Here is a 13,736-nt window from a genome sequence, read left to right as displayed (position 1 = left end):
TGCCCCCAACAACGGCAGCACGCTTGTCGTGCCGAACTCGTCGTATGCCCGCGTGCGTGCCCGCGGGAATATTCCTGCCGAAGCAGGGTTATCATCTCGTCCGGGGCGTGTTCGAGCAGATATCAGGAGACCACAATGGTCAGTCCGATCATCAGGCTTGCCGTTCGCGGTGCGTATCTTGCGGCGCTCACTGCCATGGCCGGATCTGCACCTGTCTGGGCAGCAGGTGGCGGAGGTGGCGGTGGAGGTGGAGGCGGGATGGATCCCTTCGCCCACCCCTCTTCCAGCCAGAGTACGCCGGCCCCGACCTATCCGTCGCGCAGCGGCACCAAAGCCACACAGAAGGGCAAGAAGGCCAATAACCAGTCGAGTATCGATGATCCGGCCTTTGCCGCAGGCTACCGCGTGGCCTACGACACCATCTATGAGCGCAACGACTACCTTGCGGCGATCGCGCAGTTGAAGTCACTCGGCCACGACGACAATGCGAATGTCGCCAATCTGATCGGTTACTCCTACCGCAAGCTCGGTGACTACAAGCAATCGCAGGTCTGGTACGAGCACGCGCTGAAGATCGACCCGAACCACGTGCTAACCTGGCAATATTATGGCCTGTGGCAGCTCGAGCAGGGCAATCGCGAGCAAGCGATGTTCCATCTCAACCGGATCGCGGCCATTTGCGGGACGGATTGCGACGAGTACAAGTCACTGGCAGCAGCACTGGACAAGCCCACCGGTACAGCTCTCGCCTACTGAAGCCTGTGAGCCGACTGCCAGCTGTGGGGTGACAAGTCCGGCGAATTTCAGCATTGTCCCGTTCGGGGGCGAACGGGACAATTGCATGCCGCTGACGCGCGACAGGATCATCGGCCACGACCTCGAACGTCTGGCCTTCCGCTTCACCATGCTCAACGATGGTGACGTTGTGGATTGCCAGATCAGCGACGCCGCGATGGACGAACTCGCGGGCATGCAGGGCACCGAAAGCAGCGCCCGGCAAGCGCAGTTCTTGTCCTTGCGCGAAACCATCGAGCGGATCGCGTCGGATCTCTATGACGAGGCGCCGCGGTTCAAAGGCCATGTGGTGCGAATTTTTGTGCGCCATTTGGGACGGTGAGGTCGGTCCTTGCCTCGAGCAATAGTGCCTCTCCGTCATCCTGAGGTGCGAGTGGCGCGATGCGAAGCATCGCGCCGGGAGCCTCGAAGGATGCACGGCCGAGATGCAGCCGGGCCGTCGTCCTTCGAGGCTCCCCTTGCGGTGCAAGGGGAGCACCTCAGGACGACGGAACTGAAAGCGTGGTCGCTGGCAACCGTTCACCCCTCCAGCTTCCTCAACAACAACTTCAGCGCCGTCGCCGCGAACATCTGCATGTTGGCGAGGCGATCATTGCTGCCCGTCTCCAGTGTCATCACCTGCGTTGCGGGCCCCGCGACCGCCATGCAGCTGTGGCCGGCGGCATCGCCGTAGCGGTTGCCGGTCGGGCCGGCTGCGCCGGTCTCGGACAGGCCCCAGTCGGAGCCGAAGCGGCCGCGCATCTGCTCGGCGAGGAGTTTTGCGTAGGGCTCCGAGGATGAGCGGAAGCCTTTCATCCCCTCGTCCGAAATATCCATCAGCACGCGTCTGGCGTCGCGGGTGTAGACCACGGCGCCGCCGAGGAAATAGGCGGAGGCGCCGGGCACCGCGAGCAGGCTTGCCGCGATCAGGCCGCCGGCCGAGGATTCCGCAACCGCAATCGTCTGTTTGCGCGCGATCAGTTTCGCTGCGACCTGTTCCGCAATGCCGACGAGTTCTTTCATCCTCTCCCCCTTGTTCCCTTCGCAACCGAGCTCAGCCTTCCTAGCATATGACAGCAGCGTTGGCCGAGTTGCGGGCGAGGGGCAGGCCTGCTTGAATGGCTGACAAGGCGGAGCGGCGAAGAGCCGCCCGCGAACGGAGCGGCCAAGCGCCGCCCCACGACGAGACCGAGACCGACGAGGAAACGTGAGAAGGGAGACGTCATGGCGTCCCTGATCGCCGGTGGGGTGGATTGCGATGTTCATCCGGCCGTGCCGCATCTGACCAGCCTGCTGCCCTACCTGAACGATTATTGGCGCGACCAGGTGACGACGCGCGGCATGGTCGACCTCGTTTCGCAATCCTATCCGAAGAATTCGCCGATCGTGGCGCGACCCGATTGGCGTCCCGAGACCGGCAAGCCCGGCGAAAGCCTTGAGGACATGCAGCGCCATGTGCTCGATCCCTTCCAGCTCAGCTGCGCCATCTGCAATCCGCTTTACGGTGTGCAGATGGTGTTCTCGGAGGACATGCAGGCCGCCTTCTGCCGCGCGCTGAATGAATGGCTCGCCAGGGAATGGCTCGATCGTGACTCCCGGCTGCGCGGCTCGATCGTGATCCCGACGCAAAGCATCGAGAAATCCGTCGCCGAAATCGAGCGCTGCGCAGAAGACAAGCGCTTCGTGCAGGTGCTGATGCTTGTGATGGGCGACACGCCGCTCGGCAAGCGCGCGCTGTGGCCGATTTATCAGGCGGCGGAACGGCTCGACCTTCCCGTCGGCATCCACGCCGGTTCCGCCTATCACAATCCGCCGACCGCGGTCGGTTGGGGTTCCTATCACATCGAGGATTATGTCGGTCAGGCGCAGGCGTTCCAGACCCAGCTCACCAGCCTGATCGTCGAGGGCGTGTTCGCAAAATATCCGCGGCTGAAGATGGTGATGCTGGAGTCGGGCGTGTCCTGGATCTCGCCTTTTCTCTGGCGCCTGCACAAGTTCTGGCGCGGGGTGCGGATGGAGACGCCCTGGGTCGATCGCGCGCCGCTGGACATTGTGCGCAGCAACATCCGCTTCTCATTACAGCCATTTGATGCGCCGCCGGAACCCGAGACATTAATTCGCCTGTTTGATCATATGCAGTCCGACGAATTGGTCCTATTCTCCACGGACTATCCGCACTGGCAGTTCGACGGCCAGGATGCGCTGCCCGAGGGTCTCACCCCTGATCTCGTGCGCAAGATCATGATCGACAATCCGCATGCTACCTATCCCCGCCTGAAATGAGCCCGCTGCCAAAGGAGGCAAGGCGATGAACATCCAGTTCCGCGAGAGCACCGAAACGTCCTCTCCCTTGACGACCAAGACCGCGATTGCAGACTGCGACATCCATCCGGCACGCGCGACCCGGACCGAGCTTTATCCCTACCTCGCCAAACGCTGGCAGCATCATCTCGAAATCTACGGCGTCCATGCCTATCAGGGCATGATGGAAGGCCCGCCCTATCCGAAGGCCCAGCCCAACGCCTCGCGCCGCGATGCCTATCCGCCCGAAGGCGGGCCGCAGGGCTCTTCGCTCTCCTTCATGCAGAAGCAGCTGCTCGATCCCAACAATGTGCAGCTCGGTGTGCTCAATCCGCTCAACACCGGGCAGGGCATCCGCAATCACGAGCTCTCGGCGGCGCTGTGTTCCGCGATCAACGACTGGCAGATCGACAAATGGACCAGCAAGGACAAGCGCCTGAAGGCGTCCATTGTCGTGGGCAATGAGGACGGGATGTCGGCTGCTGCGGAGATTCGCGAGCGCGCCGGCGACAAGAATTTCGTGCAGGTGCTGCTGCTCAGCCGCAATGTCGAGCCGCTCGGCCAGCGCCGCTATTGGCCGATCTATCAAGCCGCGGAAGAGGCGGGGCTTCCGGTCGGCGTGCACGCCTTCGGCTTCGGCGGCAACCCGATCACACCATCGGGCTGGCCGTCCTATTACATCGAGGAGATGGTGGGCCACTCGCAGTGCCAGCAATCGGCGCTGGCGAGCCTGGTGCTGGAAGGTGTGTTCGACCGCTTCCCGAAGCTGAAGATGGTGATGATCGAGGCCGGCTTCGGCTGGGCGCCGTCGCTGGCGTGGCGGCTCGACAAGGTCTGGCAGCGGCTACGCAGCGAGGTGCCGCATGTGAAGCGGCCGCCGTCCGAATATATCCGCGAGCAGGTGTGGTGGACCACGCAGCCGATGGAAGATCCCGAAAGGCGCGAGGATCTGTTCGACGTCATCAAATGGATCGGCTGGGACCGGCTGTTGTTCGCGACCGACTATCCGCATTGGGATTATGACGAGCCGTCGCGGGTGCTGCCGGCAGGCGTGAGCGAGGCCAATCGCGAAGCGTTCTATCTCGGCAATGCCAAGAAGCTGTACGGGATTGCCGCATGATCCGGAAAAGTGTGAAGCGGTTTTCCGATCAGATCATGCGGAGGACTTAGAGCATGGCGCGGCATGTGGTTGCCGCGGTCGATGAATTGCCGCCCGGCACGCGAAAATTTCTCGAGATCGACGGCCGGCCGATCGCGGTCTTCAACATCAAGGGCGAGTATTTCGGCCTGATGAACCGCTGCCCGCATCAGGGCGCTGCGTTGTGCGAGGGGCCGCTGATCGGCCTTGCGCAGTCAAAGGATCCCGGCGAGATCGAGTACACCAAGCTCGGTGAGATCATCCGCTGCCCGTGGCACGGCTGGGAGTTCGACATCCGCACCGGCCAGTCCTATTGCGATCCCCGTCGCTTTCGCGTGAAAGCCTATCCCGCCCACGTCGAGCCGGGCGCAAGCGTGGTGAAGGGACCCTATGTCGCCGAGACGATTCCCGTGAAGGTCGAGAGCGACTACGTGGTGGTGGAGTTGTAGCTCCCTGTCATCCCGGGGCGATACGAAGCATCGAGCCCGGAACCCATCGTGCGTCAGGAATGCTGGGAGAAATGGATTCTCAGGTGCGCAATTGCGCACCATAGTTCGCGCGACGCGCGCTCCGGAACGACATCAATGCCCAGCCGTCGGCTCGACGACCGGATCATACGTCGGCACCGCCTTGCCGCCGCCGCGATAGACGATCGAGGCCGCAATGATACCCAGCAGTGCTGCGAACATCAGCCAGGCGCCGGGCATAGCCTTGTTGCCGGTCTGCTCGATCAGCCAGGTCGAGGCGAACGGCGTGAAGGTGCCGAACAGCGCGGCTGCGAGCGCGAAGGCCAGCGAGAAGCAGGTCGTGCGCACATGCGCCGGCACGATCTCGACCAGCGCGCCGAGCATGGTGCCGCTGTACATGCCGAAATAGAACGAGAACATCATCTCGACCGCGAGCAGCTTGCCGAAGGTCGGTGCCGCCACCAGCCAGCTCAGCGCCGGATAGGCGGTGAGCAGCGAGAGGGTGGCGATCCCGATCAGCACCGGCTTGCGGCCGATGCGGTCGGACAGCGCGCCGCCGACCGGATTCCAGATGAAGTTGGTGACGGCGACGAGCAACGTCACCAGCAGCGCATCCTGCGTCGACAGCTTCAGCACGGTCTTGCCGAAGGTCGGCGTGTAAACGGTCACGAAGTAGAACGTCGTCGTGGTCAGGATCGCGATCATCATGCCGAGGATGACGATGCGCCAATTGGCGAGCGCGGAAGCAAATACCTGGCTCGCGGTCGGGTGCTTCTTCATGGCGAGGAACGCAGGCGTTTCCTCCAGCGTGCGCCGCAGGAAGAAGATCAGGGGAATGATCAGGCAACCGACGAAGAAGGGAATGCGCCAGCCCCAGGACGCGACCGTGTCGGCCGGCATCAGCTCGGACAGGATGTAGCCGAGGATCGAGGCAACGAAGATCGCGACCTGCTGGCTGGACGACTGGAAGGAAGTATAGAAGCCGCGATTGCCGGGTGTCGAAATCTCAGCAAGATAGACCGACACGCCGCCGAGCTCGACACCCGCGGAGAAGCCCTGCAGCAAACGGCCGATCAGCACGATGACGGGCGCCGCGATGCCGATCGTGGCATAGCTCGGACAGAAGGCGATGACGACAGTGCCGACCGCCATGATGCCCAGCGTGACGATCAGGCCCTGACGCCGGCCGATGCGATCGATGTAAGCGCCGAGGACGATTGCGCCGACGGGGCGCATCAAGGCGCCGAGCCAGAACACACCGAAGGTGTTGAGCAGCGACGCGGTCTCGTTGGTGGAGGGGAAGAACGCCTTGCCGATTGCGGCGGCATAGAATCCGAACAGGAAGAAGTCGAACTGCTCGAGGAAATTGCCCGATGTCGCACGCAGGATCGCGCCGATGCGCGATTTGATTGCGGGCGGATTTGATGATGCTGCTGGTCCAGCCATTGGCGTTACTCCCCTTCAAGACGTGGCCGGACCGGAACTCATTTTCACGGCAAGGCGGCAGATTGCTGCTGCGACAATCTGCCTAACCCCTGTCGCGCGCCGCGAGGCGAGTCAATCGGTTTTTCCGGGGGAAGCTGATGGTTTTTCAGGCTTTATTCTGCGCTGCAGCGATCATCCATTGGCGGAAGGCGGCAAGCTTCGGCGTCTCGCGACGGCCCTCCGGCGAGACCAGATAGAAGCCGGCATCGGCCGGCAGCGCGATCTTGAAGGGAACCACGAGCCGGCCCTTGGCGATGTCGTCCTGCACATAGGACGTCCGTCCCATCGCCACGCCCATGCCGTCGATCGCCGCCTGGACCGTCATCAAGGTCATGTCGAAGGTGATGCCGGGCTGCCGCGATATGCTGGTTGAAAGCCCCGCTGCCGTCAGCCAGAGGCGCCAATCGTCGCTGGTGGTGGTATGCAGCAGGACGTGGTCCTTTAGGTCCTCAGGCGTGCGCAGCGATTTGTCGCCCCGAAGCAGTGAAGGGCTGCACACCGGAAACAGCTCGTCCGCCATCAGCCAGTCGGCGCGCACGCCTGGCCATTGGCCTCGGCCGTAGCGGATCGCGGCATCCACATTGTCGCGCTGGAAGTCGACGAGGCTGGTCGAGGTGGTGATGCGGACGTCGATGCCGGGATGCGCCTCCTGGAAATCGCTCAGGCGCGGCAGCAGCCATTTCGCAGCGAGCGAAGCGATCGTCGAGACGGTCAGAACCTTGTCGTCCTCCTTGCGCAGCAGCCGGTCGGTGGCGAGGCGGAGATCGTTGAAGGCGGCGCGAACGCCGGGCAGGTAGTCGCGCGCTTCCGGCGTCAGCGCGAGCGCGCGGTTCTGCCGGATGAACAGGCGGATGCCGAGCTCCTCCTCGAGGCGCCGGATCTGATGGCTGATCGCGGTCTGGGTCACGTTCAGTTCGGATGCGGCCAGCGTGAAGCTGAGATGGCGCGCGGCGGCCTCGAACGCCCGTAATCCGTTCAGGGATGGCAATCTGGCAGTCATTTGGCAGCATGATACATGAGTTTAATTCATGCGAAAAGGTACAAATTGTCGTTTGTGGATCTGCGAACGCGGGCAGATATTAGCAGCCAACTTAGCTCCAGGAGCTGAAGATGTCTACTTTGACCCAGAATTCGATGACAAATCATCATGCGCCCGGGCTGCTCTACCAGATCGGCGAAACGCTCCACATCTGGCACGAGCGCTACCGGACCCGGCGCGAGCTGACCAACTGGACTGCCCGCGATCTGCACGACGTCGGCCTGTCCTGGACCGACATCGCCCATGAGGCCGACAAACCCTTCTGGCGGGCCTGATAGGCCGCCAGGCCGGCGCCGCCTGACCACGGGGCGCCGGCGGTCCCTCTTCGAGGTCGCGTGTCATGAGCAGCTATCGTCTGGAAGACCTGAGGCAACACGCGGATATGCTGCGTACCCGCGACGGAGGGGCGGTCAACCTTCGCTTCGTCGAGCCGCGCGATACCGACGAGCTACAACATTATTTCCGCTCGCTCACGACCCGCTCCCGCTACAACCGCTTCTTTGGAGCGATCAGCGAGCTGCCGAAGGGGCTGCTGAGCGAGTTTCTCGACATCGGCGCGCGCGAGCGTTTTACCGTAGTCGCGACCAAGTTGATCGATGGCTTCGAGACCATCATTGCCGAGGCGCGCTACGCCTTCCACGCCGAGACCGCGACGCTCGAATTCGGCCTGTCCGTCGACGACCGCTGGCAGCGCCATGGCATCGCCACCGCGCTGATGAAGAATCTCGAATGCCGCGCCGCCGCGCTTGGCGCCGAGCACATGTTCGGCGACACCCTGCGCTCCAACGAAACCATGGTCTCGCTGGCACGCAAATCCGGCTTTGTCTTCGTCAATCACCCCGATGACTGGAAGCTGGTGCGCTTCGACAAGGAGATCCAGGTCGCGCCGCAGGACATCCCCTGCGCGAGCTGGCGTCTCGCCGCCCTTTCCCGTCAGGCCGAACGCCCCTCAGCCTCGGCCTGACACCACTCCGTGCCCGGCCTGGCCAAGCCAGCGCCGGGCATTTTTTTGTGCGACGACGGAATGGATCCGCCTGTTCTGACTGCGTACCCGGATGGAGCAGCGCAATCCGGGATTCGTGCCACAAGCGCTGAGACCCCGGATTTCGCTTCGCTCCATCCGGGCTACGGCTGACCAACTACTTCCCCGTAAACACCGCCTTGCGCTTCTCGATGAACGCCTGCACCGCCTCCTTGTGATCGGCGGTCGTGGTGAGACGGATCAATCGCTCGGCTTCGTGATCGCGCGCCGTCTCGAAATCGAACAGCAGGGCCTCATCGAGATTGTCCTTCATGTAGCGCAGCGCCAGGCGCGGGCCTTCGGCGAGAGACTTTGCCAATGCGAATGCTTCGGTCTGCAGCTTGTCGTCGGGCACGACGCGGTTGACGAGCCCGATCGCCTCCGCGCGCGCCGCGTCGACGCGGTCGCCGGTGAACAGCAGCTCGCGCGCCCGTGCGGTGCCGACGAGGCGGGTGAGCAGCCAGGCGATGCCGTAGTCACCGCTCAGCGCGATGCGGGCATAGCCGGTGGCGACAAAGGCCGATTGCGCGGCGATGCGGATATCGCAGGCCATGGCAATCGCCAGCCCGGCGCCGACCGCAGGGCCGGGCAGGGCGGCGATGGTCGGCTTGCGCACCGACGCCAGCGCGCCGGTGAGCAACCGCTGCCGCTCCTGGAGATCGGCGACCTTCTCGTCAAAGGACATTTCCAGCTTCTTCGGATCGCGATGCGCGCCCATGCCCTTGACGTTGCCGCCGGCGCAGAACGCCTCGCCAGCGCCGGTGATGAGCAGCGCGCCGACATCGGGACTCTCACCGCAGGTGCGGATCATGGTCCGCAGCGCCGGGGTCAACGTGTCCGACAGCGAATTGCGCGCCTCCGGCCGGTTCAGCGTGATCACGGCGACGCGACCGCGGATGACGCAGAGGAGTTCATTGGTGCCGGTGTCGACGGCGGTTTCCGTGGTCATCTTCGCCTCCCTACTCCTTGGCGTCATTCCGGGGCGATGCGAAGCATCGAACCCGGAATCTCGAGACTCCGGGTTCGGTCCTGCGGACCGCGCCGGAATGACGAACTCACTCAAAACTTCTCCACCCAAGGCCGCAGCTCGAGCTCCCAGCTCCAGGCGCTGCGCGGCTGCTGCAACACGTTCCAGTAGCTCTCGGCGATGGCACCGGGATCCAGCATCGAATCCGGCTTGTCCGCTGCTTCCGTGCGTGTCGCACTGCGGATGCCGCCGTCGATCACGAAATGCGCGACATGGATGCCTTGCGGCGATAATTCGCGCGCCATGCTCTGCGCGAGGCCGCGCAGCGCGAACTTGCCCATCGCGAACGGCGCCGATTGCGCATAGCCCTTGACGCTGGCCGAGGCGCCGGTGAACAGGATCGCGCCGTGCTGGTTCGGCACCATGCGCTTGGCGGCCTGCTGCGCCACCAGGAAGCCGCCATAGGCGCTGACCGCGATGGCATTCGCGACGTCGGCCGGGACCAGCTCGACGAACGGCCCGCGCGAACGGCCAGAGGCGTTGTAAACGACGAGGTCGGGCGTGCCGATCTCGCGCTCGACCAGGCCAAACAGGCGCTCGACCTCCTCAGGCTCAGTGGCGTTGCAGGCATAGGCCTTCGCGCCGGTCTCGCTGCAGAGTGCGCCCAGCTTCTCGATCTTGCGCGCGGCCAGCGCGACGCGGATGCCTTGCTTTGACAGCAGCCGTGCCAGCGAGGCGCTCAGGCCTTCGCCGGCGCCGACGATGAGCGCGACCTTGTATTTCGGATGTTCCATGATGTGATCTCTCGGGGACGGGACGCCGTTGATCTAGGCATCCGCCGTGCGGACAGCCAGCCGGCGCCATCGGCCTGCCGATCACAATTCCGCAGAGCGAATTGCTCCTTCACGGCAATTATGCCTCCCTGACAATTTGCAGCTTTATCGCCTCTCGCGACGGGAGCATGATCGACATCATCTCAAGCGGCAAGCGATAAGAATTGCCGCCGGGCGGAAACGAAGAGGACGATCATGCACGAGCCGGTCACAGCGCAGCCGAAAAGTGCCGCGGCCGCACCTTCCGGCCTGCTGGCGCCCGACACGTCAGGCATGAATTTCTACCGTGCCGATCCGGCGCTGACGGACCTCCTGCGCATCCATCTGCCGGATAATCTGTTTCGCCACATCGAGCCGCATCTCGGCCGCCTCGGCGAGCTCGCCGGCGGCCGTCTCGACGAATGCGCGCGGCTGGCCGATCGGCACACGCCGATACTGCATCAGCGCGACAAGTTCGGCCGCGACGTGCAGTGGATCGAATATCACCCGGCCTATCGCGAGCTGGAGAACGCCGCCTTCGGCGAATTCGGCATCCACGCGCTGTCGAACGCCAAGGGCATCATGGGCTGGCCCGACAAATACCCCGTCGTTGCCAAGCATGCTTTCACGTTTCTGTTCAACCAGACCGAATTCGGCATGGGCTGCCCGATCAATGTGACCGATGGCTGCGCCAAATTGCTTTCGAATTTCGGCAGTGAGGCGCTGAAGGCAAAGTATCTCGATGGCCTGACCTCGACGGACATGAGCAAGCTGACGCAAGGCGGCCAGTTCATGACGGAGAAGGAAGGCGGCTCCGACGTCGGCATGCTGACCACGCGCGCGGTGCAGGAGGGCGATCACTGGCGCCTCTACGGCGAGAAATGGTTCTGCTCGAATGCGGACGCCAAGGTCGTGATGCTGCTGGCGCGCCCGGAGGGCGCCGGCCCCGGCACGCGCGGCGTCGGCCTGTTCCTGATGCCGCGCTTGCTCGATGACGGCGCGCAGAACCACTATCGGATCGTGCGTCTGAAGGACAAGCTCGGCACCCGCTCGATGGCCTCGGGCGAGATCAAGCTCGAAGGCGCGATCGCCTATGCGGTCGGCAAGCTCGACCGCGGCTTCGTGCAGATGGCCGAGATGGTGAACTCGTCGCGGCTCTCCAATGGCGTCAAGTCGACCGCGCTGATGCGCCGCGCCTATCATGATGCGATGACGGTGGCGACGAGCCGCGTCGTGTTCGGCAGCCGCATCATCGATCTGCCGCTCGGCCGTCGCCAGATGCTGAAGATCATGCTGCCGGTCGAGCAGGCGCTGTCGATGAGCTTTCTCACCGCAGACGCGCTCGACCGCGCCGAAGCCGGCAGCCAGGACGCGGCGGCGCTGCTGCGCATCCTGACGCCAACCTTGAAATTCCGCGCCACGCGCGATGCGCGAAAAGTCTGCGGCGATGCGCTCGAGATGCGCGGCGGCATCGGCTATATCGAGGAATTCGCCACGCCCCGCCTGCTGCGCGATGCGCATCTCGGCTCGGTCTGGGAAGGCACCGGCAACATCGTGGCGATCGATGCGCTGCGGCGTGCCGTCGGCCGCCACGGCGCGGAATCCGCGCTCTCAGCCGATCTGCATGCGCGGCTCGATGACAGCCCCTCCGTGCCGCAGGCCTGGCGCGACAATCTGCGCGGCTTCGTCGATCGCGCGGTCCGCCTCGCGCGCGAGGTCGCCGGCAAGTCCGAGAACGAGGCCGAGGCGCGGCGCGCCACGAGCCTGCTCTATCATGTCGCCAGCGCAGTGGCGCTCGCCTGGGAGGCGCATCGCATCCACGGCATGCGCGGCGATGCGCGCAGGTTGCTGCTGTCGCGGCTGGTGATCGACCATCGGGTGACGCCCGGCGATCCGTTCCGGCTGACGGAAAATGCCACGCAGGCAAAGATCGCGGCGCTGCTGCTCGGCGATAGCTCGGCCGGCATGAGCGAGGTTGGCGAACTCGTTCTGGCAGCGTAGGCTGCGCGTCACGATCAAACAAAAAAGCGCGACAGGGAGTGCTCGATGAAGGCCGCCGTCCTCTATGAAGTCAACAAGCCGCTCGTCATCGAGGATGTCAGCCTGCCGAAGCCCGGCCCGCGCGAGGTACTGATCCGCACTGCTGTCGCTGGCCTCTGCCATTCGGACCTTCACTTCATGGAGGGCCTCTATCCGCATCCGCTGCCCGCGGTGCTCGGCCATGAGTCCGCCGGAATCGTCGAGCAGGTCGGCTCCGATGTGGCCTATGTGAAGCCGGGCGACCACGTCGTCACCTGCCTCTCCGTGTTCTGCGGCACCTGCGACAATTGCACCACCGGTCGCACCGTGCTCTGCACCGACACCACGGTGAAGATGCTGCCGGGCGTCTCAGATCGGATGCAGTGGTCGAAACCCGACAAGCTGCACCAGTTCCTCAATCTCTCGTCCTTCGCAGAGCAGATGCTCGTGCACGAGAATGCCATCGTCAAAATCCGCAAAGACATGCCGCTCGACCTCGCTGCGCTGATCGGCTGCGGCGTCATCACCGGCTACGGCGCGGTGGTGAATACGGCGAAGGTCACGGCCGGAGAGACGGTCGCGGTCATCGGCTGCGGCGGCGTCGGCATGGCCGCGATCAACGGCGCGCAGATCGCCGGCGCCGGCCGCATCATCGCCATCGACACCAATCCGGCCAAGCTGCAGCTGGCGACCAAGCTGGGCGCGACCGACATCATCAACCCCGCCGACGGCGACGTGGTGAAGCAGGTGCGCGACCTCACCAATGGCGGCGTGCAGCATTCCTTCGAGGTGCTCGGCCGCAAGGAGACCGCCGAGCAGGCCTTCGCCATGCTGGCCTCGGGCGGCACCGCCACCATCGTCGGCATGATCCCGTTCGGCCAGAAGATCGAGCTGCACGGTTTCGACTTCCTGAGGGAGCGGAAGATCCAGGGCTCGTCGATGGGCTCCAACCATTTCCGCGTCGACATGCCGCGCCTGGTCGATTTCTACCTGCGCGGCCGGCTGCACCTGGAGGACTGGATCTCGGCCAAGTTGAAGCTCAGCGAGATCAACGAGGGCTTCGCCAACATGAAGGCCGGCAAGACGCTGCGCAGCGTGATCGTGTTTGATAGCTGATGCAACGGCGGTGTTCGTGGCCCGGATGGAGCGAAGCGTAATCCCGGACGCTTGCCGCGGACGGGCTGTCCCGGATTGCGCTGGGCTCCATCCGGGCTACGGGAGGAGCCTCACCGCGACACGTGTGCCGACACCGCCAGCCACGTCCCGTTCTTCTTCGCCCAGCAATCGGTATACCGCCCCGTCGCCTGCTGGCCGTCCTCGGTGGTGTAGCTCGTCGCCGCGTGGATGATGGCGAAGTCGCCCATGATGCGGATGATGACGTCGAACGCGTGCAGATTGCGGATCGCGATCGGCCGCGCCGTTTGCTCGAGGAAGGCGGCGCGGTCGACCAGCGTCTTATCAGGATTGGAGCAGTAAAACTCCGGCGCCAGGATCTCGTCGAAGCGCTTGACCTCGCAGTTCTGCACGGAAGCGACGTAGTCGCGGTTGAGCGCGGTGAGCTGTTCGAGGTCCTGGCTCATGGTGCTTGCTCCCTTCCTGCCATTCCGGGGCGCGGAGCGCGAACCCGGAATCTCGATGTTATGTGACTCCGTCATTGCGACGAGTCCGTAGCCCGGATGGAGCACAGCGTAATCCGGGATCTTTGCCGCGGAA

Annotated in this window: 15 protein-coding genes; 9 read left to right on the top strand and 6 right to left on the bottom strand. The window is 64.1% G+C overall.

The window, feature by feature from the left end; all coding sequences use genetic code 11:
* Nucleotides 1–135 precede the first annotated feature (135 nt).
* Together ACNJX9_RS37315 and ACNJX9_RS37310 are read left to right on the top strand one after the other, a co-directional pair.
* Nucleotides 136–756 carry a tetratricopeptide repeat protein gene (locus ACNJX9_RS37315; RefSeq protein ID WP_439407085.1) on the top strand — a complete coding sequence of 207 codons (621 nt, stop codon included), beginning with the start codon at nt 136–138 and terminating at the stop codon, nt 754–756.
* A gap of 85 nt (nt 757–841) precedes the next feature.
* Nucleotides 842–1,117: a DUF1488 family protein gene (locus ACNJX9_RS37310; RefSeq protein ID WP_057746200.1), complete on the top strand. Its 276-nt coding sequence runs from the start codon at nt 842–844 to the stop codon at nt 1,115–1,117.
* A gap of 197 nt (nt 1,118–1,314) precedes the next feature.
* Here ACNJX9_RS37310 and ACNJX9_RS37305 read toward each other — a convergent pair whose 3' ends face one another.
* The gene (locus ACNJX9_RS37305; protein ID WP_439407084.1) at nt 1,315–1,797 is read right to left on the bottom strand and encodes a CinA family protein; all 483 of its coding nucleotides are present in this window, start codon (nt 1,795–1,797) and stop codon (nt 1,315–1,317) included.
* Nucleotides 1,798–1,998: 201 nt separating this feature from the next.
* On the opposite strand from ACNJX9_RS37305, the gene ACNJX9_RS37300 reads away from it, so the two are divergent.
* The 3 genes from ACNJX9_RS37300 to ACNJX9_RS37290 are packed head-to-tail and all read left to right on the top strand — an operon-like array spanning nt 1,999 to nt 4,662.
* The gene (locus ACNJX9_RS37300) at nt 1,999–3,057 is read left to right on the top strand and encodes an amidohydrolase family protein (protein WP_439407083.1); all 1,059 of its coding nucleotides are present in this window, start codon (nt 1,999–2,001) and stop codon (nt 3,055–3,057) included.
* 25 nt (nt 3,058–3,082) lie between these two features.
* Complete coding sequence (locus ACNJX9_RS37295; RefSeq protein ID WP_057746212.1) at nt 3,083–4,195, top strand: amidohydrolase family protein; 1,113 nt, start codon at nt 3,083–3,085, stop codon at nt 4,193–4,195.
* A 53-nt stretch (nt 4,196–4,248) separates the two neighbouring features.
* Entirely contained in the window at nt 4,249–4,662 is a 414-nt protein-coding gene (locus ACNJX9_RS37290; RefSeq protein ID WP_057746215.1) for a Rieske (2Fe-2S) protein, read from the top strand.
* A gap of 132 nt (nt 4,663–4,794) precedes the next feature.
* Here ACNJX9_RS37290 and ACNJX9_RS37285 read toward each other — a convergent pair whose 3' ends face one another.
* Both ACNJX9_RS37285 and ACNJX9_RS37280 read right to left on the bottom strand, forming a co-directional pair.
* Nucleotides 4,795–6,126, bottom strand: coding sequence for an MFS transporter (locus tag ACNJX9_RS37285; RefSeq protein WP_057746218.1), 1,332 nt, complete (start codon nt 6,124–6,126; stop codon nt 4,795–4,797).
* A 145-nt stretch (nt 6,127–6,271) separates the two neighbouring features.
* Nucleotides 6,272–7,165 (bottom strand): transcriptional regulator GcvA, encoded by an 894-nt coding sequence (locus ACNJX9_RS37280; protein ID WP_439407081.1) that lies wholly within the window; start codon nt 7,163–7,165, stop codon nt 6,272–6,274.
* 110 nt (nt 7,166–7,275) lie between these two features.
* Between ACNJX9_RS37280 and ACNJX9_RS37275 the strand changes: the two genes are divergently transcribed.
* Together ACNJX9_RS37275 and ACNJX9_RS37270 are read left to right on the top strand one after the other, a co-directional pair.
* The gene (locus ACNJX9_RS37275; protein WP_057746222.1) at nt 7,276–7,479 is read left to right on the top strand and encodes a DUF1127 domain-containing protein; all 204 of its coding nucleotides are present in this window, start codon (nt 7,276–7,278) and stop codon (nt 7,477–7,479) included.
* 65 nt (nt 7,480–7,544) lie between these two features.
* On the top strand, nt 7,545–8,168 hold the full coding sequence (locus tag ACNJX9_RS37270; protein WP_439407080.1) for a GNAT family N-acetyltransferase: 624 nt from the start codon (nt 7,545–7,547) through the stop codon (nt 8,166–8,168).
* Between the two features lie 175 nt (nt 8,169–8,343).
* Here ACNJX9_RS37270 and ACNJX9_RS37265 read toward each other — a convergent pair whose 3' ends face one another.
* A complete protein-coding gene (locus ACNJX9_RS37265; RefSeq protein ID WP_439407079.1) occupies nt 8,344–9,174 on the bottom strand; it encodes an enoyl-CoA hydratase in 831 nt (276 codons plus the stop codon).
* A 110-nt stretch (nt 9,175–9,284) separates the two neighbouring features.
* The gene (locus ACNJX9_RS37260; RefSeq protein WP_439407077.1) at nt 9,285–9,986 is read right to left on the bottom strand and encodes an SDR family NAD(P)-dependent oxidoreductase; all 702 of its coding nucleotides are present in this window, start codon (nt 9,984–9,986) and stop codon (nt 9,285–9,287) included.
* A 234-nt stretch (nt 9,987–10,220) separates the two neighbouring features.
* Here ACNJX9_RS37260 and ACNJX9_RS37255 point away from each other — a divergent pair, with 234 nt between their 5' ends.
* The gene (locus ACNJX9_RS37255) at nt 10,221–12,005 is read left to right on the top strand and encodes an acyl-CoA dehydrogenase family protein (RefSeq protein ID WP_439407076.1); all 1,785 of its coding nucleotides are present in this window, start codon (nt 10,221–10,223) and stop codon (nt 12,003–12,005) included.
* Between the two features lie 45 nt (nt 12,006–12,050).
* Nucleotides 12,051–13,139, top strand: coding sequence for a Zn-dependent alcohol dehydrogenase (locus ACNJX9_RS37250; protein WP_439407074.1), 1,089 nt, complete (start codon nt 12,051–12,053; stop codon nt 13,137–13,139).
* A gap of 110 nt (nt 13,140–13,249) precedes the next feature.
* Here ACNJX9_RS37250 and ACNJX9_RS37245 read toward each other — a convergent pair whose 3' ends face one another.
* Nucleotides 13,250–13,603, bottom strand: a complete 354-nt coding sequence (locus ACNJX9_RS37245; RefSeq protein WP_439407073.1) for a nuclear transport factor 2 family protein — start codon at nt 13,601–13,603, stop codon at nt 13,250–13,252.
* Between the last annotated feature and the right edge of the window lie 133 nt (nt 13,604–13,736).

Source organism: Bradyrhizobium sp. BLXBL-03 (assembly GCF_051853015.1).
Classification (GTDB): domain Bacteria; phylum Pseudomonadota; class Alphaproteobacteria; order Rhizobiales; family Xanthobacteraceae; genus Bradyrhizobium; species Bradyrhizobium manausense.
Note: the sequence above shows the minus strand (reverse complement) of the source record. Positions and strands in the feature narration are given on the sequence as shown.

What these genes read in the sequence shown, in the direction of transcription:
- ACNJX9_RS37315 (WP_439407085.1), top strand. Translation starts at nt 136, where the DNA reads ATGGTCAGTCCGATCATCAGGCTTGCCGTTCGCGGTGCGTATCTTGCG.
- ACNJX9_RS37310 (WP_057746200.1), top strand. Translation starts at nt 842, where the DNA reads ATGCCGCTGACGCGCGACAGGATCATCGGCCACGACCTCGAACGTCTG.
- ACNJX9_RS37305 (WP_439407084.1), bottom strand. Translation starts at nt 1,797, where the DNA reads ATGAAAGAACTCGTCGGCATTGCGGAACAGGTCGCAGCGAAACTGATC.
- ACNJX9_RS37300 (WP_439407083.1), top strand. Translation starts at nt 1,999, where the DNA reads ATGGCGTCCCTGATCGCCGGTGGGGTGGATTGCGATGTTCATCCGGCC.
- ACNJX9_RS37295 (WP_057746212.1), top strand. Translation starts at nt 3,083, where the DNA reads ATGAACATCCAGTTCCGCGAGAGCACCGAAACGTCCTCTCCCTTGACG.
- ACNJX9_RS37290 (WP_057746215.1), top strand. Translation starts at nt 4,249, where the DNA reads ATGGCGCGGCATGTGGTTGCCGCGGTCGATGAATTGCCGCCCGGCACG.
- ACNJX9_RS37285 (WP_057746218.1), bottom strand. Translation starts at nt 6,126, where the DNA reads ATGGCTGGACCAGCAGCATCATCAAATCCGCCCGCAATCAAATCGCGC.
- ACNJX9_RS37280 (WP_439407081.1), bottom strand. Translation starts at nt 7,165, where the DNA reads ATGACTGCCAGATTGCCATCCCTGAACGGATTACGGGCGTTCGAGGCC.
- ACNJX9_RS37275 (WP_057746222.1), top strand. Translation starts at nt 7,276, where the DNA reads ATGTCTACTTTGACCCAGAATTCGATGACAAATCATCATGCGCCCGGG.
- ACNJX9_RS37270 (WP_439407080.1), top strand. Translation starts at nt 7,545, where the DNA reads ATGAGCAGCTATCGTCTGGAAGACCTGAGGCAACACGCGGATATGCTG.
- ACNJX9_RS37265 (WP_439407079.1), bottom strand. Translation starts at nt 9,174, where the DNA reads ATGACCACGGAAACCGCCGTCGACACCGGCACCAATGAACTCCTCTGC.
- ACNJX9_RS37260 (WP_439407077.1), bottom strand. Translation starts at nt 9,986, where the DNA reads ATGGAACATCCGAAATACAAGGTCGCGCTCATCGTCGGCGCCGGCGAA.
- ACNJX9_RS37255 (WP_439407076.1), top strand. Translation starts at nt 10,221, where the DNA reads ATGCACGAGCCGGTCACAGCGCAGCCGAAAAGTGCCGCGGCCGCACCT.
- ACNJX9_RS37250 (WP_439407074.1), top strand. Translation starts at nt 12,051, where the DNA reads ATGAAGGCCGCCGTCCTCTATGAAGTCAACAAGCCGCTCGTCATCGAG.
- ACNJX9_RS37245 (WP_439407073.1), bottom strand. Translation starts at nt 13,603, where the DNA reads ATGAGCCAGGACCTCGAACAGCTCACCGCGCTCAACCGCGACTACGTC.